Here is a 20,020-nt window from a genome sequence, read left to right on the forward strand (position 1 = left end):
GCGACTGACCCGCCCCATCGCCCCAGGACGCTCCATGCCGGGTTCTGAAGGCATTGCACGCGGGCACGCCGCGACTTCAGTCGGGGTGTCGGCCGCGTTCGTCCCACCGGTGGCCGAGGATCGCTCGGGTTCAGGCCTCGGCGGGCCGGGCCAGGGCGCAATCGGGGCCGGAGGTCCGGCGGCTGGCCTTGGGCCGCGCGGCTCCCTGCTCCCAGGACTGCTTTTTCCGGTAGAGCGTTGAGGGGCTGAGATCCAGCGCCGCCGCCGCCAGGGCGATATTGCCCTGGAACGCGGCGATGGCATGCTCGATGGCCCGCCGCTCGGTCACGGCGAGAGGCTCCACCGTCTGCGGCTCTAGAGGCTCCACCGCCTGCGGCTCCCGGGGCGCAGCGGTGTCCAACACTTCCACCGGAAGCGGCTCCGGGATCGCGGCCATGCGGTCGTCCACGAAAAGGGTGGCCGGCAGCGCCACGCCCTCGCTCAGCACCACCGCGCGCCGCATCAGGTTCTGCAACTCGCGGACATTGCCCCGCCACCGGCGCCGGCGCAGCACATCGGCAGCCTCCGGGGTGAGGCGCGGCAGGGGGCGCCCCTCCTCACCGGCAAAGCGGGCCAGGAAAGCCTCGGCGAGGCGGATTACATCATCCCCCCGCTCGCAGAGCGGCGGCAAATGCAGGTTCAGCACGTGCAGGCGGTAGAAGAGGTCCTCGCGCAGGCGGCCGGCCTTCACCTCCGCCACCGGGTCGCGATTGGTGGCGCAGACGATGCGCACATCCACCTGCCGTTCATGCCCCTCGCCGATGCGCCGAACCTTCCCATCCTGCAGGAAGCGCAGCAGCTTGGCCTGCAGGGCGAGGTCCATTTCGCCGATCTCATCGAGGAACAGGGTGCCACCGTCCGCCAGCTCGGCGGCGCCGGTCCGGTCCGCATGGGCACCGGTGAAGGCGCCGCGCGCATGGCCGAAAATCTCGCTCTCCATCAGCTCGCGCGGAATGGCGCCGCAATTGAGGGCATGGAACGGCGCCATATGCCGCGGCGAACGCAGGTGAACGGCATTGGCCGCCAGCTCCTTGCCCGTGCCGCTCTCGCCGGTGACGAACACGGGCGCGCGGGAGGGAGCGACCCGGTTGATCTGCTCATAGAGCTGCACCATGGGCGCGGAACGGCCGAGAAAGCCGCAGAAATCGCCATTCTGCGCCACCAGGGGACGCCGATCCTCGCGCAGCGCGCGGCGGCGCTCGGGCCGGCCGCTGGGCGCGGCCAGAAGGCGCTCCGCCACGTCCTCCACCTTGATGGGCTTCAACACCACGTCGTCGGCACCCGCCCGCATCGCCGCCACGGCGCCGGACACGGAACCCTGCGCCAGCGCCACCACCAGCGTTCCGGAGAGGCCAGCGGCGCGCAGCCGGGTGACCACCCCCTCTTCGCCCGGCACCAGGCAGATGAGCGCGGCGTCACAATTTGCGAGGGATGAGAAAGCAGCATCGAGGCTTTCCGCCTCGATCATATTGAGCACATCGCGACGCGCCAGCGCCGCCCGCACCGTGCGCCGGGTGGCGGGATCAGGGTCGCAGACGAGAATGCGAACGCTCTGGATGGGTCGGGCAGCGGTCATCTGGGCTCGATTGGAGCAGGGCCGATCACGGCCACAGTGGCGTGTGATCCGTAAACAAATCTTTGCCCGCACGCCCCCTATTTAGGCGTGCCTTCAGCATCTCTCAACCGTGCGGGCGCTTGCCGGTGGCGGCTTCCTGAGAAAGGCCCGCACTTTCGAGCGCGTTCAGGGCCCGTTCCGAAACCACGGGAGCCGGCAGCAGATGGCGCACCAGCCGCCGCACCGCCTCGGGCCCACCTCCCTCCAGATGGGCAAGGCTGCGCACCGCCTCCCGCTCGTCGCTGTCGCGGTCGAGGGCGTGAAGGGCGAGCGCCAGGGCCAGCCGGTTGCCGGGATTGGGATGCAGCCGCAGCTGCGGCACCAGCGCCTGGGCGGCGAACGGATCGTCCCGCAGGAAGGCGGCGATGGCGAGGTAGGTTTCCTGAAGGGGCGAGCGTGCCGCCCCCTGGGTGCGGGCCGAAACCAGCAGCGCCTCGCCCTCCTCCACGCGCCCGGCACCGATCAGGACCGTGCCCACCGTGGCGGCAATATCGTGATCCAGCGGATTAAGCCGCAGCGCCTCTTGGCCGGACGCCACCGCGGCTTCGGTCTCCCCGAGGAACAACTGCACCAGCGCCAGGGTGCGCTCGGCATAGGCGCTGCCGGGGGCCAGATCCACCGCCAGCTCGGCCTCATGCAACATCTGCGCGGCCCGCTCGGGGGCCAGCTGGGCCGTATCGCGCATGGCGTCGTCCAGCATGGCGGCGGCGCGCACGGCATGGCCCAGCGCGAATTCGCCGTCTCGCTCCACCAGCTGGCTGAGGCAGGCGCGCGGCACGGCCGGAGGCGCGGTGCCATCATTGCGCAGCACCGCGAATGCCTCGGCGATGCAGCCGAAGCCGGAGGACGGCGCATGGGCCCGCACCTGCGAGCGCGCCCGCACCGACACCACACCGTAATTCTCCAGCAGCGTGGCGGCGATCTCCCGCACCACCCTCTGCTCGGCATCGGCGGCATCGGCGCTCTTCAGCCCCTCGATGGCGTGGGACCAAACGATGATGCCTTCGCACCGGTCGGTGAGGTGGAGCATCAGGGCATAGGTGCCGTCCGCGCGCGCCTCCGCGAGGCCCCCTAGCGAGAAGACGGAACGCGGCAGCCCGCCGCCGCACTCCCGCGCGGAGACATCGCCGCGCGAGCTGCCCGCGCGCACTTCCACGAAATCGAACTGGGCAAAGCTGTCGCGCAGCCGCTCCTCCATGCTGCGCAGATCGCCGCCGGAGGGACCATGCGCGTCCGCGGCATCCAGCGTCCCCACCTCGATGATGGGCAGCCGCACCCGATCGGCCATGGACGGCGGCTCACCGAACCAAGCCTGCACCGGCCAGTCGAAACTCCCTCCAAACCGCACCATGGCACCGGTAGCCAGCAGCACAATCGCCGCCACGGCCCAGCCCGCGAACCGCCATGCCCGCCGGCCGGATGGCGCGGGCGGCACAGACACCGCCACGGGGGCCTCGGCCGGAACCGGGGAGGCGACCGGCACCGGCGCATCCTCCACCTCGTCCGCCACCGGCGGCGCGCTGGCCACCCGCCGGTCCTCGAACTGCGGCACGTAACCGCCCTTGGGGATGTGGATCAGGACCGGATCAGCGAGACCGACTGTATTGTAATAGTTCTGCAGGGCGCGCCGCAGGCGGGTGGCCTCGACCCGCACAATGGGATCGGACTGGGGATCGAACGAGGGCGCGCGCCCCAGCGCCTCGACCGCGATGGTGTAGCCCTTGATCTGGTCCGCCCGCCCGGCCAGCTTGGATTCCACCACATAACGCAGGAATGCGCCCAGGCGCGGCGAAGTGCACAAATCGGGCGAAGCCAGCACCCGCTCCAGCCCGGCGCGCACCAGCGCGTCCCAGGCCTCCGGGCCATCGGGCTCGGTTTCGGCGGTCGCGGCGTCACCGTCCGGCGGCAGGGCGGGATCCTCGCCCTCAGGGCGCAGGGACTCCTCCGCCGTCGACGGATCGCTGAGCGCTTTGCTGGTGCCGGCATTCCCCTCGGTCATGTGCCCTTTGTCCGTCAGAAGCCGAGCGCGTGCAAGGGGCAGGTTTCGGACCGGCTCCGTGGAAGCTTCCGAAGTTGAACGATCCCTGTTTCGCACGCGGCGAGACTGCTAGCTTGCCGACAGCAGCGGCCGAAACATGGCAATGCTGCTGCGCCCCGTATGCGCGAGGAGAAAATCATGGCTTTGGACGACATGGCTGCGGAGACCGTAACGGCGCATGTGACCGAAGTACCGCCGAACGACCTCGAAGCATTCTGGATGCCCTTCACCGCCAACCGCGCTTTCAAGAAGTGGCCGCGGCTGGTGGCCCGCGCGAAGGACATGCACTATTTCACCCCCGAGGGCCACGCCGTGCTGGATGGCTGCTCGGGCCTGTGGTGCACCAATCCCGGGCACAATCGCGAGCCCATCGTCGCCGCCATCCGCGCGGCGGCGGCCGAGCTCGATTTCGGCCCCACCTTCCAGTTCGGCCATCCGGCCGCCTTCACCTTGGCCAACCGCATCGCCGCTTTGGCACCCGGCGACCTCGACCACGTCTTCTTCTGCAATTCCGGATCGGAGGCGGTGGACACGGCGCTGAAGATCGCGCTCGCCTATCACAATGTCACCGGCAACGCCTCGCGCACCCGCCTCATCGGCCGCGAGCGGGCCTATCACGGGGTGGGCTTCGGCGGCATTTCGGTGGGCGGCATCGTCACCAACCGGCGCAATTTCGGCACCATGCTCACCGGTGTCGACCATCTGCGCACCACCTATGACCGCGAGCACCAAGCCTTCACCAAGGGCGAGCCCGGCTACGGCGCCCATTTCGCCGACGAGCTGGAGCGTCTCGTGGGCCTGCACGACGCCTCCACCATCGCCGCAGTGATCGTCGAGCCCATGGCCGGGTCCACCGGCGTCATCCCCGCACCAAAAGGCTATCTCCAGCGCCTGCGCGAGATCTGCGACAAATACGGCATTCTGCTCATCTTCGACGAGGTGATCACCGGCTATGGCCGCCTGGGCCATGCCTTCGCCGCGGAGCGCTACGGCGTGGTGCCGGACCTCATCACCTTCGCCAAGGGCGTCACCGCCGGTGCGGTGCCCATGGGCGGCGTGCTGGCGCGCAAGGGCATCTACGAAGCCTTCATGAAGGGGCCGGAACACGCCATCGAGCTGTTCCACGGCTACACTTATTCCGCCCATCCGCTGGCCTGCGCCGCCGCGCTCGCCACCCTCGACCTTTATGCGCAGGAGGACCTGTTCGCCCGCGCCCGCAAGATCGAGCCCCTGTGGGCCGACGCCATCATGAGTCTCCGGGACCGCCCCGGCGTGCTCGACATCCGCACCGTCGGCCTGACCGGCGCCGTGGATCTCGCCCCCCGCGACGGGGCCCCGGGCGCGCGCGGATATGAGGGGCTGGAACGGGCCTTCCACGAGGAGCGCCTCATGATCCGCACCTCTGGCGACACGCTGGTGGTCACGCCGCCCCTCATCATCTCCGAGGCTCAGGTGGGCGAGCTGGTGGAGAAACTGGGCCGGGTGATCGAAAAAACGGCCTGACCCAAGCCGGCGGCCGGACCCCGGCACGCCATGGCGTCAAGCGCTCGGGGCCGGCCTGGCGGGCCGGTTCCGGGTCTTGTTCAGATGTAGCCGACCAATGTCAGGGCAGCGACCACGATGAGCAGGAGGCCCGCGACGGCGCCGGGGATATAGCCCCAATGCTCGCTGTAATCCCAGGTGGGCAGGGCCACCACCGTGAGCACCACCAGCAGAATGATCAGGACCGCCGCCATCGGTGCTCCCCCCGTTCGCTGGCCTGCGCTGCCTTCGGAAAGGTTCCCACGGCGCACCGCCAACAAAAAGCAAAAACGGGCGGCGGAGGCCAGCAGCCAGCGATTGCCTTGCGCCGAAAGTGGAATTTTGCCCGCGGCGTCAGCGTCCTATGAGCGCTTTTTAGCAAAATGCCGATCGGCTCGCGTGCAGAAATGCCTGCGGCCAGTCGTTTAGAGGATTTCGGAGCAGGCGCTCAGGCTTCGAGAGCGACAGCCGCCGCGCATCGCGGGATGCGCGGCAAGAAGGGGAGGACGACGCCATGGGAAAGCCCCACATCAACGCCGAGGAAGCCCTGGTGCCCCTGCTGTCCGTTATCGCCAGCACGGCGCTGGCGCTGATCGTGCTCCTCAGCCCGGCCTGACGGCGCGGCCGCGCACAAAAAAGCCCGGCGCGAGGCCGGGCTTCAGATTTGGAGCCGTGAGGCGAGGTCGCTCAGGCCTGGAAGGGATGCTTGACTGCGTCGCGCTTTTCGGTGGCTTCCTTTGCGGAGGGCTCACCCTTGACGGCGCGGGCGATGGCGAGCTTGGTGGCCTCGTAGTTGTAGGACTGGATCTTGGCGTCGTCGGCCGCTTCCCAGTGGATGAACACGCCCACGCAGATGTAGAGGTCGTCGGCCTCTTCCATGGGGATGATGCCCTCGGCCACCGCGTCCTGCACCGCCTTGGCGACGCCGTGCTGGGCCGGGCCGAACATCTGCACCGCCTGGCGCGCGTCCTTGATGGTCACCTTGTTGAACATCACCGTGTTCGGCTTGCACGCCAGGTTCGGCGCGATCACCGCCAGGAGGCTGGTGAAGCCATCCTTGTTGTTGGTCAGGCTGGTGCAGAAGGCGGTTTCCGCCGCGCTGCCGCGCGGGCCGATGAGCAGATCGATGTGCGCGACTTCGTTGCCGTCGCCCACCAGAGCCTCACCCACCATCACCTTGTCGATCTTCGCCATTGGTCTCGTCCTCCCAAAAATCTCACCGGGTGCTGTTCTTGTGCAGCCTCACGCTGAACCCCAAGGCGCGCCTTGAAACAAGAAACGCCTTGAAAAACGGCGCGCCTCGGAACCCAAGGAAAACCTCGAAACAACGAACACCCGGCAGGGGACGACCGCTTCCGGAAAGTCTCGGATAGCGGTCGGCTGCCGCTTACCCTTGTTTCAGCGCCCGGCTCCCTGCCGAGCCGGTTCACCGGATAGCGGGCGGGAAACTACCTCAGCTCTGCAGTAGCGGCAAGATGCCTGTGGGCGGCCTCCTGCCCTCAACAGCCCGCTCGCACACAGGCAAAGTGGATCGGACCCGACGCCACAGACCACAATACCGTTAAAACGCTCATTTTTGTTGCATTGCACAAAAGGACTTTTCACACAGGAGAAAATGCGTTTACGATTACATATGGACCCGGCGCGGAAACGCTTCTGCTCTCCTGAGGAGACAGCAACGCGGCTGGCCGGAGCCCTGCGCCAGCCCTGGGCGCGACGCCCGCGGCCTGGCCACGAATCTCGGGAGTGACAACGACGGGACGGCACCCCTAACCTGTGGGTCAAGGACACCGTTCATGTTCATCGTTCTTTATGCCTGCCTCATCAGCGCCCCGGCCACCTGCCGCGAGGAGCACATCAACTTTTCCATGGAAGTGTCCGCTCCCATGGCCTGCATGACGACGTCCCAGACCACGCTCGCCCAGTGGTCGCAGGAGCACCCCCAGTGGCGCATTGGCCGCTGGAAGTGCGTGCCGGCCGAGCGCCTGTCCCACGACATCTGATCGCGCCGCCTTCCGAACACCGCCGCCCGCTCCTGACCAAGGCGCGTGGGCCCAATCACCCGGCCCACCTCCCCTTGCGTCCGCGGCGTCGCGCACCCATCCTCTTGGCATCGCGGCGTGGCATTGCCGCGCACCGGTGGATGCCGGAGGCCAGGGAGCGGACAACGAGATGAACCATCTGAAGACGGTGATCCTGCTGGCGGGCCTCACCGCTCTGTTCATGGCCGTGGGCTTCGCCCTGGGCGGGCGCAGCGGCATGATGATCGCCTTTGTCGTCGCCGCCGGCATGAACCTGTTCAGCTATTGGAACTCGGACAAGATGGTGCTGCGCATGTACGGCGCGCGCCAGGTGGACGAGACCACCGCCCCTGAATTCGTGGGCATGGTGCGCACCCTGGCGCAGCGGGCGGGCCTGCCCATGCCCAAGGTCTACATCATGGACAATCCGCAGCCGAACGCCTTCGCCACCGGCCGCAACCCGGAAAACGCCGCCGTGGCCGCCACCACCGGCCTGCTGCAGATGCTGCCGCCCGACGAGGTGGCCGGCGTGATGGCGCACGAGCTGGCGCACATCAAGCATTACGACACCCTCACCATGACCATGACCGCCACCATCGCCGGCGCCATCTCCATGCTGGCGAATTTCGGCCTGCTCTTCGGCGGCGGAAACCGGGGGAACAATGGCAACCCGTTCGGCGCCATCGGCACCATCCTCATGGCGGTGCTGGCGCCCATGGCGGCCATGATCGTGCAGATGGCCATTTCCCGTTCGCGCGAATATGAGGCCGATCGCGGCGGCGCGGAGATTTCCGGCCGGCCCATGGCGCTGGCCTCGGCCCTCGCCCGCATCTCGGGGGAGGCGCATCAGCTGCCGAACTACGAGGCGGAGGCGAACCCCGCCACCGCGCACATGTTCATCATCAATCCCCTGTCTGGGGCGCGCATGGACAATCTGTTCTCCACCCATCCGGCGACCGAGAACCGCATCGCCGCCTTGCGTGACATCGCAAGCCGCATGGGCCCACCCTCGCGGCCGGCTGGCGGCCCCTTCGGCACGCCGCCGAACACGCCGGGCGGGCCCTGGGGTGGTGGCGCCCAGCCTCCGCGCGGCCCCTGGGGCTGAACGTCAGATCGCCCGAAGCCCATCGACCGGCCATGTGCGCACCAGCCCCGCGGCCGGCGCTGCGAATGCTCTTGTCCGCGCGGGGCAGGCGGGCCTTGCTCAACTGCGCCGCGTCCAGGTCCACCAGTCGGGCGGGGAAAAGAGGAAGGGCCGCTACCGCACGCGGGCCAGATTTCCTGTCGAAGGCGGGCATGGCGCACTGACAGCGCGGGCCGTGCCCGTTAGCTTGGCGCCATGACCTCACGCCCTTCGTCCGCCCGCTCCAAAGCCGCCCTTCAGCCGGCCCCCCCCGACGACGCCCTGCCGCCGCCCGAAGCCATCGATCCGCCGATCGCGCCCGAGCCCGCCGCCGAAGCGCCCCCCGTCGAGGCCGCGCCCGCGCCGAAGATGCCGGAGCCCGCCGCCCCGCCGGACGAAGGCCGCGTGACGCCCATGATGGCGCAGTATCTGGAGATCAAGGCCGCCAATCCGGACAGTCTTCTGTTCTACCGGATGGGCGATTTCTACGAGCTGTTCTTCGCCGATGCGGAACAGGCCTCGCAGGCCTTGGGCATCGTACTCACCAAGCGCGGCAAGCACCTGGGGGAAGACATCCCCATGTGCGGCGTGCCCCTCGAACGGTCGGACGAATATCTGCACAAGCTCATCGCGCTCGGTTTCCGGGTGGCGGTGTGCGAGCAGCTGGAAGACCCGGCCGCGGCCAAGAAGCGTGGCCCGAAAAGCGTGGTGCGGCGTGATGTGACGCGCCTCGTCACCCCCGGCACCCTCACCGAGGATTCCCTTCTGGACGCCCGGCGCGAGAACGTGCTCGCGGCCATCGCCCGCACCCGCGCCGGCAGCGGGGCCGACGACTTCGCCTATGCGCTTGCCTTCACGGACATGTCCACCGGCTCATTCCGGGTGGCCATGACCAGCCGCGAGGCGCTGGGGGCGGACCTTGCCCGCATCGAGCCGGCGGAAATCCTGGTCTCCGACGCGCTCCTGGACGATGCGGAGCTGAAGACCCTGCTGCGCGATTTTCCGGCGGTGACGCCCCTGCCCCGCCAGAGCTTCGACGGCGCCAGCGCGGAAAAGCGGCTCGCCGGCTTCTTCGGCGTCGCCGCCCTTGATGCCTTCGGCCCCTTCACCCGGCCGGAATTGGTCGCGGCCGCCGCCATCGTCGCCTATGTGGAGCGCACCCAGCTCGGCGCCCGCCCCGCCCTCGCCCGGCCAGTGAAGGAGGCGGAGGGCGGCATCATGCTCATTGATGCCGGCACCCGCGCTAACCTGGAGCTGGTGAAGACCACCTCCGGCGAACGGCGCGGCTCTTTGCTCGGCGCCATCGACCGCACGGTGACCGCCGCAGGCGCGCGGCTTTTGGCCCGCCGCATCGCCGAGCCGCTGACCGCCATCGCGGCCATTCGCGATCGCCACGACGCCCTGGGCTTCCTCATGGATGACGGCGAGCTGCGCCGCGCCCTGCGCGCGCGCCTGTCGGCCGCGCCGGACATGGCCCGCGCCCTCACCCGCCTTTCCCTCGGCCGGGGCGGCCCGCGCGATCTCGCCGCCATCCGCGACGGGCTCGCCGGAGCGCTTGATCTGGTGGGGCTGTTCGCCGCCGCGCCGCCCTCCGACATCGCCCGCGGCCTCGCCATCCTCTCCCGGGCCCCCGGCGAGCTGGCCCTGGAGCTGGAAGCGGCGCTGGGCGCCGAGCTTCCGCTTTATCGCCGCGACGGCGGCTTCGTGCGCTCCGGCTATGACAGCGAGCTCGACGCCACCCGCGCGTTGCGCGACGAGAGCCGCCGGGTGGTGGCCGCCCTGGAGCGGCGCTATGCCGAGGAGACCGGCGTCAAGTCCCTCAAGATCAAGCACAATGCAGTGCTGGGCTATTTCGTGGAGGTGACTGCCCAGAATGCGGACCGCCTGCGCGAGCCGCCCCATCTCGACGTGTTCGTGCACCGCCAGACCATGGCGGGCGCGGTGCGCTTTTCCTCCGTGGAACTGGGCGAGCTGGAAAGCCGCATCGCCAGCGCCGGCGAGCGGGCTCTGGGCCTCGAACAGATCATCTTCGACCGGCTCGCCGCCGCCGTGGTGGATGCCGCCCTCACCATCCGCGAGGCCGCCGACGCCTTGGCCGAGCTGGACGTGACCGCCGCCCTGGCAGAGCTCGCCGCCACCGAGCGCCACGTGCGCCCGCATATGGAGGAGGGCTCCGCCTTCGCCATTTCCGGCGGCCGTCATCCGGTGGTGGAACAGGCGCTGGCGCGCTCGGATTCCACCTCCTCCACCGCCTTCGTGCCCAATGACTGCGAATTGTCCCCGCCCGAGGGCGAGAGCGATGGGCGCATCGTGCTCGTCACCGGGCCGAACATGGCGGGCAAATCCACCTTCCTGCGCCAGAATGCGCTGATCGCGGTGCTGGCCCAGGCCGGCGCCTTCGTTCCGGCGCGGGACGCGCGCATCGGCATCGTGGACCGGTTGTTTTCCCGCGTCGGCGCGGCGGACGATCTGGCGCGCGGGCGCTCCACCTTCATGGTGGAAATGGTGGAGACCGCCGCCATCCTGAACCAGGCCACGCCCCGCTCCCTGGTCATCCTGGACGAGATCGGGCGGGGCACCGCCACGTTCGACGGCATGTCCATCGCCTGGGCGAGCCTTGAGCACCTGCACGAGGTGAACCGCTGCCGGGCCCTGTTCGCCACCCACTTCCATGAGCTCACCGCTTTGTCCCAGCGCTGCAAGCGGCTGTTCAACGCCACGGTGAAGGTAACGGAATGGCAGGGCGACGTGATCTTCCTGCATGAGGTGGTGCCCGGCGCGGCGGACCGTTCCTACGGCATCCAGGTGGCGAAGCTCGCCGGCCTGCCGGACGCGGTCATCACCCGCGCCAAGGCGGTGCTGGCTGAGCTGGAAGCCGCAGAGCGCGCCTCACCCGTCCAGCGCATGGTGGACGACCTGCCCCTGTTCGCCGCCCTGCGTCCGCAACCGGCCGCCGCGCCCGCGCCGTCGGCGGGCCCAGACCCGGTGGCCGAGGCCCTCGACACCCTGGACCCGGACGCCCTTTCCCCCCGCGAGGCGCTGGATGCCCTCTATCGCCTGAAAGGCCTGCGTCAGCCACAGCATCCCGGGGTCCAACCGGCATTCAGGAAACCCCTATAGGCGAAGGTGTTCGGGCCCTTGCGTAAACGGAAATTGCGGCGCGGAGGGGCGCGGTTGACCCGATAAGGGCGGGCCCCTCCCGGAAATGTCCAGCGCGCCGGGCGCGGGTTCGACGGCGACATCCCCGCTTCGCGCATCTCACGTCCCTCGTCTGAGACGGGGCAAAGAAAAAGGCCGGCGGAAGCACCCGCCGGCCTTCAATCTGTGCAGGGTCGTTAGTCGCCCTATTCGCCGGTCTTCTGTTCGGCCGGCGCCTGCTCTTGCTGCTGCGGCTGCTGAGCGGGCTGGATGAGCTCACCCCAGGCGGAAAAGGCGTCGTTGAAAGCCTGATCGCCCGCCTGACCCTTCTCGAACACGAACACCGCCTTCTTGTTGTTGGTGTAGACCACCGGAACGTCGAACCAGGGATAAAGCTGGAGCAGCGCCAGGTTGCGCTGGCGATCGGCGGTCGACGGCGACAGGCCCACCAGGAACAAAGTGGGGCTCACCTTCACCGAGAGACCGGACAGCGGCACACCCTGGGCCTGCTGGCTCTGCTTCGCCCGCACACCCGGCACGTTGGCGATGCCGCCGAAGGCGAAATCCTGGGGTAGCTTGAACGAAATCTCGATGGTGTGCGACGCCGGCAGGGTCTGGTCCGTGTTGCGGCGCAGCACGAAGCTCATGGCAATCTGCCGCTCGGGGATGGTGATCTCACCGCGCAGGCCGATATCCGGAGGAAGGCCGGGGCCGGAATTGAAGGTTTCCGTCTTCCAGGTGACGGTGCCCTCGAAGGTCTGGGGCGGACTGGTGCCGCCCGGGCTTTCCTCCAGCAACACGGCGCGGCTCGTGCCGACCGCGCGGCTCGGCACCGGGGCCCGGCGCGCAGCCTCGCCCGCATTCGATGCCACCCGGTCCTCGCTCTTGGGCTGCTCCACCGGAGCACTCGGAGCGGCGACCGGCGCCTGCGCCGTCTGGGTTTCGCCGGAAAAGAGGCCTACGCCCACGACGGCGGCCACGATGCCGCCCAGGACCACCAGCGCCAGCACCGCCCAGAGGGCGAATCGTGTCCAGGACGCCTTGCGCGGCTCAGGCGTGCGAACACTGGGACGCACGGGGGTCGCGGGCTCCCGGCTGCGCACTTCGCCGCGGCGCAGGGCGCCCCGGCGCAGCGTGTTTTCCTCCGCCGGCACCTCTGGTTCCGCCCCAGCCGCCGGCTCCGGTTCGGCGGGAGCCTCAGGCGCCGAAGCGCCCTCATCGGCAACGGTGGTCACATCCGGCGGCGCGGGAGGCGCGACAGGCTCGGGGGCGACGGCCTCGCCCACGGGCTCGGTCGCCACTTCCGGCTTCTCATTGTCCTGGGGCGCGTATTCCGCCTCCAGGCGGCGGATGGCCTCCTCCAGGCCCAGCCGCTCCCGCGTGATCTCCCCTTCTGGAAGAGGCGGATCGACGCCACGCAACTGCCGGAGCAGCGCCGTGCGCGCGCGGTCGAACACGGCCTTCCGCGCTTCCGCAGTGTTCTGCGGAAGGCTGGAAACGGCACGTGCAAGGAGCGGGTAATAGTCAGCCATCAGCGCCTAAGCTTCGCCTTCGAGTTGAGGGACTCCGATCAATCCTGGAAAGGATTGTGCACCAGAATCGTGTCGTCCCGCTCGGGGCTCGTGGACAACACCGCCACCGGGCAGCCGATCAATTCCTCGACCCGCCGCACGTACTTGACCGCCTCCGCCGGCAGGTCCGCCCAGGACCGCGCACCAGCGGTGGATTCCTGCCACCCCTCCATGGTCTCGTAGATGGGCTCGGCGCGCGCCTGGGCCCCGCTTTCGGCCGGGAGGTGGTCGATCACTTGACCGTCGACCTTGTAGCCCACGCACACTTTCAGTTCGGTAAAACCGTCCAGCACGTCGAGCTTGGTGAGGGCGATGCCGTGGATGCCGCAGGTGCGCACGGTCTGGCGCACCAGCACCGCGTCGAACCAGCCGCAGCGGCGGGCGCGGCCGGTGACGACACCGAATTCGTGGCCCTTGCTGCCCAGCGTCTTGCCGACTTCATCGGTGAGCTCGGTGGGGAACGGCCCCTCGCCCACGCGGGTGGTGTAGGCCTTGGTGATGCCGAGCACGTAGTCCAACGCGCCCGGGCCGATGCCGGTGCCGCTGGAGGCCGAACCCGCCACCGTGTTGGAGGAGGTCACGAACGGATAAGTGCCGTGGTCGATATCCAAAAGCGCGCCCTGGGCGCCTTCGAACAGGATGCGCTTGCCGTCGCGGCGCGCCTTGTCCAGCAGCTCCCACACCCGATCCATGAAGGGCAGAACCTTGGGCGCGATGGCCAGCAGCTCGTCCACCAGCGCGGCGCCGTTCACGTCCTCGAGGCCGAGGCCGCGGCGCAGGGCATTGTGGTGGCTGAGCAGGCGGTCCACCTTGGCGGGCAGGGTTTTGGCGTCCACCAGGTCGATGAGGCGGATGGCGCGGCGGCCCACCTTGTCCTCGTAAGCGGGGCCAATGCCGCGCTTGGTGGTGCCGATACGGGTGCCGGCGGCGCCGGCCTCGCGCAGCGCGTCGAGCTCGCGGTGCAGCGGCAGGATGAGGGGCGTCGTCTCGGCAATGCGCAGCCGGTCCGGACCGACCACCACGCCCTGGGCCGCGAGGCGCGCCAGCTCGTCGACCAGCGCCTGCGGGTCCAGCACCACGCCGTTGCCGATCACCGAGAGCTTGCCGGGCCGCACCACGCCCGAGGGCAGCAGCGACAATTTATAGGTGACGCCGTTCACCACCAGGGTATGGCCGGCATTGTGCCCGCCCTGGAACCGCACGACCACGTCGGCCTGCTCGGAGAGCCAGTCGACGATCTTACCCTTGCCTTCGTCGCCCCACTGAGAGCCGACCACGACCACGTTGGCCACGCTGAATTGCCTCCTCGCGCGGCGCGGGTCACATCGGCCCGCGCGAACAAAGCAAAGCCCCGGCTTCCGGCCAGGGCGTTGCCCATGTCTCTTACGGGATCAGGGCTTTGGAGGCAAGGCATGGCCGTAGCAGATGGTAACATAGTGTGATTGCACAGGGCGCGGCCGCGCGCCGCTGGCGGGAAGGGCGGGTTCGTGCTCTATCTCGCGCGATGAAACCGCCTTCGCGTTCCCCGCATCCGCCACGCCCCAGCGTTCCCGCCGGCTTCGCCGCCCGCCGCCTTGCCGTGGATGGGCTCGACCGCATCCTTCACCACAACACCACTCTCGAGGACGCGTTCGAGACCGCCCCGCCGGGGCTCGATCCGCGTGACCGCGCGCTCGCTTATCGCATCGTCGCCACCGCCCTGCGACGGATCGGCACGCTGCGCGGCGCGCTCAGCCGGCTGATGGAGCGCGGCCTGCCCAAATCCGCACCGCGCCTGGAGCCAATCCTGCTGGCGGGCGCGACTCAGCTCCTGTTCATGGACGTGCCGGACCATGCGGCCGTCGGCCTCAGCGTGGACCTTGCCCGCGCCGACCGGTCCACGGCGGGTTTCGCCGGCCTGGTGAACGCCGTGCTGCGGCGGATCGCCCGTGACAAGGCCGCCGTGCTCGACAGCCTCGACCCCTTCACCGCCGACACTCCCGCCTGGCTGCGCGAGCGCTGGACCGCCGCCTATGGCCAGGAGACCGCCCGCGCCATCGCCGCCATGCATGCGGTCGAGCCGCCCCTCGACATCACGGTGAAAGCCGACCCGGACGCGTGGGCGGAAAAGCTCTCGGGTGAGGTGCTGCCCACCGGCACCGTGCGCGTTCTCCAGGCCGGCCCGGTGCGCCTCCTGCCCGGCTTCGCGGAGGGCGACTGGTGGGTGCAGGACGCCGCCGCCGCCCTGCCCGCCCGCCTGCTGGGCGATGTGAAGGGGCTTTCGGTGGCAGACCTGTGCGCGGCCCCCGGCGGCAAGACCGCCCAGCTCGCCGCCGCCGGCGCCACGGTGACCGCGGTCGACCGCTCCGCCACCCGCCTCGCGCGGCTGAGGGACAATCTCGCCCGGCTACAGCTCACCGCCCAGATGGTCGAGGCCGATACGCTCCAATTCACCGGCGGGCCGTTCGACGCGGTGCTGCTTGACGCCCCCTGCTCGGCCACCGGCACCCTGCGCCGGCATCCGGACATCGCCCTCTCCAAGCGCCCGTCGGACATCGCCACCCTGGCGGCCCTCCAGGGCCGGCTCATCGACCATGCGGTGGGGCTGGTGAAGGTGGGCGGCCTCATCGTCTATTCCACCTGCTCCCTGGAGCCGGAGGAAGGCGAGGAGCAGGTGGCCCGCCTGCTGGCCGCGCGCAGCGACGTGGAGCGGGTGCCCGTCACGGTGGAGGAAATGGAGGGCATCGCGCCGTTCATAACTCCTCAAGGGGATGTCCGCACTCTACCCAGTGAGTGGATGCGCGGGGAGAAGGAACGCTCGGGGCTCGATGGCTTCTTCGCGGCCCGTCTCCGGCGCATCGGGTGAGGCGGAACATTAATCCTTCCAAGGGGTTGGAGGGCTATGCGGAGGTCTGGCGGGGGTCGCCGGGCGCCGAAGGCCCGTCCGAATCATGGGCCGCGTCACCATAGGAGCTGATTCGCCGCCGGATGGGCCGAGGGGAGAGACGTCGTCATGTGGCATGGGCTAGCCGGGCGCTTCCATTCCACCGCGTCGCTCTCCGCGCCCCGGGCCGGGACCCAGAGGACCCACGTGAGCCGAGACAGCCTCGCCGAGCGCCTCCGCCTCGCCGCCCTCGTGGCGGGACAGTGGATGCGCGCGCTTGTCGGCCGCGCGGATGCGAGCGCCCTCGGCCTCGCTTATGCCCCGGTTCCGGTGCCCGAGCGGCTGCTCATCGCCCCCCAGGACCTGCGCACCGGCGACCCCACCCTGGCCGCCGAGATCTATTCCGGCCGCTTCGCCTTCGCCGGCAAGGCGGTGCAGCTGGACGGGCGCGCCCCGTTCGAGCTGGTGCCGCCTTCGGTGGATTGGGCCGCCACCCTGCACGGCTTCGGCTGGCTCGGCCACCTGCACGCCGCCAACACCACCATCGCCCGCGCCAATGCCCGCGCCCTGGTGGGCGACTGGATCCGCAATCCGGGCGTCGCCCGCGCCATCGCCAACCGGCCGGAAGTCACCGCGCGACGGGTGATCTCCTGGCTCACCCAGGCCACCTTCCTGCTGCAGGACGCGGAACTCGATTTCTACCGCCGCTTCATGCGCTCGCTGGCCCGGCAGGTGCGTCAGCTGCGCCGTGGCGCCACCGAGGCGCCGGACGGCTATCCGCGCCTGCTCATCATCGTTGCCCTCACCTTCGCCGGCCTGTGCATGTCGGACCAGGGGCGGCTGCTGAAGGCCGCCCAGCGCCGGCTGAGCGAGGAGCTGGACCGCCAGATCCTGCCCGATGGCGGGCCCATCACCCGCAATCCCGGCATGCTCATCGACCTGCTGCTGGATCTTCTGCCCCTGCGCCAGGCCTTCACCGCGCGCAACCAGCCGGCTCCCGCCGCGCTGATGAACGCCATCGACCGCATGATGCCCATGCTGCGCTTCTTCCGGCATGGGGATGGCGCCTTCGCCCATTTCCACGGCATGGGCTTCACCGCGGCCGACCAGCTCGCCACCATTCTCGCCTTCGACGACGCGCGCGGCGCGCCGGTGGCGAATGCGCCCTATTCCGGCTACCAGCGCCTGGACGCCAAGAATGCCGTGGTGATCGCCGATACCGGCCCGCCGCCGCCCCTGTCGGTGAGCTGGGAGGCCCATGCGAGCTGCCTGGCCTTCGAATTCTCCACCGGGCGCAACCGCATCGTGGTGAATTGCGGCATGCCGGCGGTGAACCGCGATCAATGGCGGCAGGTGGCGCGTTCCACCGCCGCCCATTCCACCGCGGTGATCGCCGACACCTCCTCCTGCCGTTTCCTGAAGGGCTCGCCCCTCACCCGGCTGGTGGGGCTGCCCATCGTCGACGGGCCGAAGACCGTGGACGTGCAGCGCGGTACCCGCAACGAAGCCATTCTGCTGCGCGCCAGCCATGACGGCTATGGCGCCGAGTTCGGGGTCATCCACCAGCGCTCCTGGCGGCTGGCCCTCGACGGCCACCGGCTCGACGGGGAGGACGTGTTCCGCCCCGCCGCCGAAGGGGCGGAGCTGGCCTCGCACCCGTTCGCCATCCGCTTCCACCTGCACCCCCAGGTGGCCGTGGAGCGGTTCGACGATCCCCATACCGCCCTGCTCAGCCTGCCCAATGGCGAGGCCTGGGCCTTTGCCGCGCCCCATGTGCCGCTGGCGGTGGAGGAGAGCATCTACCTCGCCGCCTCCGGCGGGCCGCGCCGCACCTCCCAGCTGGTGCTGCTGGGCGATGTGCGCGACACGCCGCGCCTGGTGTGGACCTTCATGCGCACCCGCGAGGCGCCCAGCGGCAACCTCAACGGCACCTATATCGGCTCGCGCGGCACCGCCCGCCCACGCTGAAGCCACGCCGCGCGAAGGGCTCCCGGATCCGCGTGAAACACGGACGTGCGCGAGAGCGAAAAGCGGAAGGTTGAGCCCTCCGCAGGGGTGGGCCGCGCGGTCCGCCCTTTCGAGTCCGGCCCATTAGTGCTAGGCGAACGTCACTTTTCGTTCACCGGAGCCGCCAACATGCCTGCCGATATCCGTCCCGTGACCCGCGCTTTGATCTCGGTGTCGGACAAGACGGGGCTGGTGCCGTTCGCCTCCGCCCTGGCCCAGCACGGGGTGGAACTGGTGTCCACCGGCGGCACCTCCAAGGCCATCGCCGAAGCGGGCCTGAAGGTGAAGGACGTGTCCGAGCTCACCGGCTTTCCCGAGATGATGGATGGCCGGGTGAAGACCCTGCATCCCAAGGTCCATGGCGGCATCCTCGCCATCCGCGACGATGCCAGCCACCAGGCCGCCATGGCCGAGCACGCCATCGCCCCCATCGACCTCGTTGTGGTGAACCTCTATCCGTTCGAGGCGACCGTCGCCCGCAAGGCGGATTTCGAGGAGACCATCGAGAATATCGACATTGGCGGCCCCTCCATGATCCGTGGCGCGGCCAAGAACCACAATGACGTGGCCGTGGTGGTGGACGCTGCCGACTACGAGGCGGTCATCAAGGAGATCGCCGAGCACGGCGGCACCACCTTGGCCACCCGCCGGCGCCTGGCCCAGAAGGCCTACGCCCGCACCGCCGCCTATGACGCGGCCATCTCCAACTGGTTCGCCCGCGAGCTGAAGGAAGAGGCCCCGGCCTATCGCGCCGTCGGCGGCAAGCTCATCGAGGCCCTGCGCTACGGCGAGAACCCGCACCAGTCCGCCGCTTTCTACGCCTCCGACGAGATCCGTCCCGGCGTCGCCACGGCCCGGCAGGTGCAGGGCAAGCAGCTCTCCTACAACAACATCAACGATACCGACGCCGCCTTCGAGGCGGTGGCCGAATTCCACCCCGCCCGCACCGCCGCCGTGGTGATCGTGAAGCACGCCAATCCCTGCGGCGTGGCCGAGGGGGCGAGCCTTCAGGAAGCCTATGCCAAGGCGCTGGCCTGCGATCCGGTGTCGGCCTTCGGCGGCATCATCGCCGTCAACCGCACGCTCGACGCCGACGCCGCCCGCGCCATGGTGGAGATCTTCACCGAGGTGATCGTGGCCCCCGACGCCACCGAGGAGGCCATTGCCGTGGTGGGCGCCAAGAAGAACCTGCGCCTTCTGCTCACCGGCGGCCTGCCGGACGTGCGCGCCTCGGGCCTCGTGGTCAAGACCGTGGCCGGCGGCTTCCTGGTGCAGGGCCGCGACAATGTGAGCGCCGACGACCTGGAACTGAAGGTGGTGACCAAGCGCGCCCCCACCGAGGCCGAGCTCACCGACCTGCGCTTCGCCTTCCGCGTGGCCAAGCATGTGAAGTCCAACACCATCATCTATGCCAAGGACCTTGCCACCGTGGGCATCGGCGCCGGCCAGATGAGCCGCGTGGACTCCGCCCGCATCGCCGCCCGCAAGGCGGAGGACGCGGCGGCGGCCGCTGGCCTCGCGGTGCCTCTGACCAAGGGCTCCGTGGTCGCCTCCGACGCCTTCTTCCCCTTCGCCGACGGCCTGCTGGCGGCGGTGGAGGCGGGCGCCACGGCGGTGATCCAGCCCGGCGGCTCCATGCGTGATGCCGAGGTGATCGCCGCCGCCGACGAGGCGGGCTTGGCCATGGTGTTCACCGGCGTGCGCCACTTCCGGCATTGAGGCTTCCCTCCGCGAAGGACCTGGCCGGGCGAATGCCCGGCCGGAACCGCGCGCCTCACCGCCATCCGCATCGCAGCGACCGTTACGTTCTGCCGATGGTCAAGGCATCCTGAAGGTCCCCAGCGCGCAGGCCTGCGCTTCCAGCCGCCCGGCAGGCGCACCATGGCCCCAGCAGTCGCGAAGAACACCGCCCACCGGCGTGTCGGTGGCCCTGCCAACGACGGCCCGTCAGGCCTCCTCATCGAGAGCGGAGGCGACCGGCTCCCTCCAGCGTGAACGCCACGGAAGTTGAGCCATCACGGCCGGATCGATAGAAGGCGAGTGACTTCGCCATTGCGGACGGGATAGGCCTCTGTCGTGGCCGC

Annotated in this window: 13 protein-coding genes; 7 read left to right on the forward strand and 6 right to left on the reverse strand. The window is 69.5% G+C overall.

Annotated elements, in window-relative coordinates; genetic code table 11:
- Positions 1-130: 130 nt before the first annotated feature.
- Together V5F26_RS03760 and V5F26_RS03765 are read right to left on the reverse strand one after the other, a co-directional pair.
- The gene (locus V5F26_RS03760; protein ID WP_394947754.1) at positions 131-1,615 is read right to left on the reverse strand and encodes a sigma-54-dependent transcriptional regulator; all 1,485 of its coding nucleotides are present in this window, start codon (positions 1,613-1,615) and stop codon (positions 131-133) included.
- Between the two features lie 103 nt (positions 1,616-1,718).
- On the reverse strand, positions 1,719-3,653 hold the full coding sequence (locus V5F26_RS03765) for a tetratricopeptide repeat protein (RefSeq protein ID WP_394947755.1): 1,935 nt from the start codon (positions 3,651-3,653) through the stop codon (positions 1,719-1,721).
- Positions 3,654-3,830: 177 nt separating this feature from the next.
- Between V5F26_RS03765 and aptA the strand changes: the two genes are divergently transcribed.
- Positions 3,831-5,195: an omega-aminotransferase AptA gene (gene aptA / locus V5F26_RS03770; protein WP_394947756.1), complete on the forward strand. Its 1,365-nt coding sequence runs from the start codon at positions 3,831-3,833 to the stop codon at positions 5,193-5,195.
- An 80-nt stretch (positions 5,196-5,275) separates the two neighbouring features.
- Here the strand turns inward: aptA and V5F26_RS03775 are convergent, their stop codons facing one another.
- Together V5F26_RS03775 and fae are read right to left on the reverse strand one after the other, a co-directional pair.
- On the reverse strand, positions 5,276-5,428 hold the full coding sequence (locus tag V5F26_RS03775) for a DUF3309 family protein (RefSeq protein ID WP_394947757.1): 153 nt from the start codon (positions 5,426-5,428) through the stop codon (positions 5,276-5,278).
- Between the two features lie 472 nt (positions 5,429-5,900).
- Entirely contained in the window at positions 5,901-6,407 is a 507-nt protein-coding gene (gene fae, locus V5F26_RS03780; RefSeq protein ID WP_394059588.1) for a formaldehyde-activating enzyme, read from the reverse strand.
- A 602-nt stretch (positions 6,408-7,009) separates the two neighbouring features.
- On the opposite strand from fae, the gene V5F26_RS03785 reads away from it, so the two are divergent.
- From V5F26_RS03785 to mutS, 3 genes are all read left to right on the forward strand, one after another.
- Positions 7,010-7,216: a hypothetical protein gene (locus tag V5F26_RS03785; protein WP_234054241.1), complete on the forward strand. Its 207-nt coding sequence runs from the start codon at positions 7,010-7,012 to the stop codon at positions 7,214-7,216.
- Between the two features lie 169 nt (positions 7,217-7,385).
- Positions 7,386-8,339 (forward strand): zinc metalloprotease HtpX, encoded by a 954-nt coding sequence (htpX, locus tag V5F26_RS03790; RefSeq protein ID WP_394947941.1) that lies wholly within the window; start codon positions 7,386-7,388, stop codon positions 8,337-8,339.
- Between the two features lie 387 nt (positions 8,340-8,726).
- A complete protein-coding gene (gene mutS, locus V5F26_RS03795) occupies positions 8,727-11,477 on the forward strand; it encodes a DNA mismatch repair protein MutS (protein ID WP_394947942.1) in 2,751 nt (916 codons plus the stop codon).
- 224 nt (positions 11,478-11,701) lie between these two features.
- Here the strand turns inward: mutS and V5F26_RS03800 are convergent, their stop codons facing one another.
- Entirely contained in the window at positions 11,702-13,027 is a 1,326-nt protein-coding gene (locus V5F26_RS03800; RefSeq protein WP_394947940.1) for a hypothetical protein, read from the reverse strand.
- A 38-nt stretch (positions 13,028-13,065) separates the two neighbouring features.
- Positions 13,066-14,358, reverse strand: a complete 1,293-nt coding sequence (locus V5F26_RS03805) for an adenylosuccinate synthase (protein WP_234054244.1) — start codon at positions 14,356-14,358, stop codon at positions 13,066-13,068.
- A gap of 212 nt (positions 14,359-14,570) precedes the next feature.
- Here V5F26_RS03805 and V5F26_RS03810 point away from each other — a divergent pair, with 212 nt between their 5' ends.
- The 3 genes from V5F26_RS03810 to purH all read left to right on the forward strand — a co-directional run bounded on the left by V5F26_RS03810 (position 14,571) and on the right by purH (position 19,655).
- The gene (locus V5F26_RS03810; protein ID WP_394947939.1) at positions 14,571-15,911 is read left to right on the forward strand and encodes an RsmB/NOP family class I SAM-dependent RNA methyltransferase; all 1,341 of its coding nucleotides are present in this window, start codon (positions 14,571-14,573) and stop codon (positions 15,909-15,911) included.
- Positions 15,912-16,196: 285 nt separating this feature from the next.
- Complete coding sequence (locus tag V5F26_RS03815; RefSeq protein WP_394059521.1) at positions 16,197-17,897, forward strand: heparinase II/III family protein; 1,701 nt, start codon at positions 16,197-16,199, stop codon at positions 17,895-17,897.
- A gap of 168 nt (positions 17,898-18,065) precedes the next feature.
- Positions 18,066-19,655: a bifunctional phosphoribosylaminoimidazolecarboxamide formyltransferase/IMP cyclohydrolase gene (purH, locus tag V5F26_RS03820; protein ID WP_234054247.1), complete on the forward strand. Its 1,590-nt coding sequence runs from the start codon at positions 18,066-18,068 to the stop codon at positions 19,653-19,655.
- The last annotated feature ends 365 nt before the right edge of the window (positions 19,656-20,020 follow it).

The sequence above is a fragment of the Xanthobacter variabilis genome, assembly GCF_043831965.2.
Taxonomy (GTDB): Bacteria; Pseudomonadota; Alphaproteobacteria; order Rhizobiales; family Xanthobacteraceae; genus Xanthobacter.

Excerpts from the sequence above, each read along its gene's own strand:
- V5F26_RS03760 (WP_394947754.1), bottom strand. The coding sequence starts at position 1,615 with ATGACCGCTGCCCGACCCATCCAGAGCGTTCGCATTCTCGTCTGCGAC.
- V5F26_RS03765 (WP_394947755.1), bottom strand. The coding sequence starts at position 3,653 with ATGACCGAGGGGAATGCCGGCACCAGCAAAGCGCTCAGCGATCCGTCG.
- aptA (WP_394947756.1), top strand. The coding sequence starts at position 3,831 with ATGGCTTTGGACGACATGGCTGCGGAGACCGTAACGGCGCATGTGACC.
- V5F26_RS03775 (WP_394947757.1), bottom strand. The coding sequence starts at position 5,428 with ATGGCGGCGGTCCTGATCATTCTGCTGGTGGTGCTCACGGTGGTGGCC.
- fae (WP_394059588.1), bottom strand. The coding sequence starts at position 6,407 with ATGGCGAAGATCGACAAGGTGATGGTGGGTGAGGCTCTGGTGGGCGAC.
- V5F26_RS03785 (WP_234054241.1), top strand. The coding sequence starts at position 7,010 with ATGTTCATCGTTCTTTATGCCTGCCTCATCAGCGCCCCGGCCACCTGC.
- htpX (WP_394947941.1), top strand. The coding sequence starts at position 7,386 with ATGAACCATCTGAAGACGGTGATCCTGCTGGCGGGCCTCACCGCTCTG.
- mutS (WP_394947942.1), top strand. The coding sequence starts at position 8,727 with ATGCCGGAGCCCGCCGCCCCGCCGGACGAAGGCCGCGTGACGCCCATG.
- V5F26_RS03800 (WP_394947940.1), bottom strand. The coding sequence starts at position 13,027 with ATGGCTGACTATTACCCGCTCCTTGCACGTGCCGTTTCCAGCCTTCCG.
- V5F26_RS03810 (WP_394947939.1), top strand. The coding sequence starts at position 14,571 with ATGAAACCGCCTTCGCGTTCCCCGCATCCGCCACGCCCCAGCGTTCCC.
- V5F26_RS03815 (WP_394059521.1), top strand. The coding sequence starts at position 16,197 with ATGCGCGCGCTTGTCGGCCGCGCGGATGCGAGCGCCCTCGGCCTCGCT.
- purH (WP_234054247.1), top strand. The coding sequence starts at position 18,066 with ATGCCTGCCGATATCCGTCCCGTGACCCGCGCTTTGATCTCGGTGTCG.